General features: G+C 47.0%; 1 protein-coding gene. It reads left to right on the top strand.

Annotation, left to right across the window (positions count from 1 at the left end; all coding sequences use genetic code 11):
- Window positions 1-666, top strand: a 666-nt coding sequence (locus tag ACS8FC_RS18105) for a class I tRNA ligase family protein (protein ID WP_439297806.1), incomplete at both ends; no start/stop codon positions are given.

Here is a 666-nt window from a genome sequence, read left to right on the forward strand (position 1 = left end):
GAGATTAATAAAACGGGCGCGGATATGCTGCGTCTGTGGATTGCGTCTAGCGATTATCGTTATGAGATGAGCGCTGGTAAAGCATCATTTAAAGGGGCAATAGATCAATATCGCCGTATCCGTAATACGCTACGCTTCTTGCTTGCCAATACCGATGACTTTGATCCAGCGACTGATAGCATTGATATCAATGAATTGGTCAGCCTTGATAAATTTATCATTGAACGCGCACAAACCGTGCAAGCGCAAATCATGAGCGCTTACGATGCAATGGACTTCCATCAAGTCACTCAACACGTGACGGCGTTTTGCTCGCAAGACTTGGGTAGCTTCTATCTAGATATTATCAAGGATCGCCAGTACACCACGCAGGCAGATGGTCAGCCTCGTCGTTCTGCGCAGACTGCTATCTACCATATCACTCATGCGCTGATTCGTTGGATCACACCGATCTTGTCATTCACGGCGCAAGAGGCATGGGAAGTGCTGAACCAACGTGAGGCTGATAAAGGCGGCTACGTGTTTACTCAAGAGTGGTACGAGTTCCCAGCATTTGAGCTAAGTGCTATCAGCAACGATGACTGGCAGCGAATCATGTTTGCCAAAGATATGGTAAACAAGCATATCGAAACCGCACGTGGCGAAAAAATCATCAATGCCAACTTG

It is taken from the genome of Psychrobacter sp. 1Y4, from assembly GCF_051847555.1.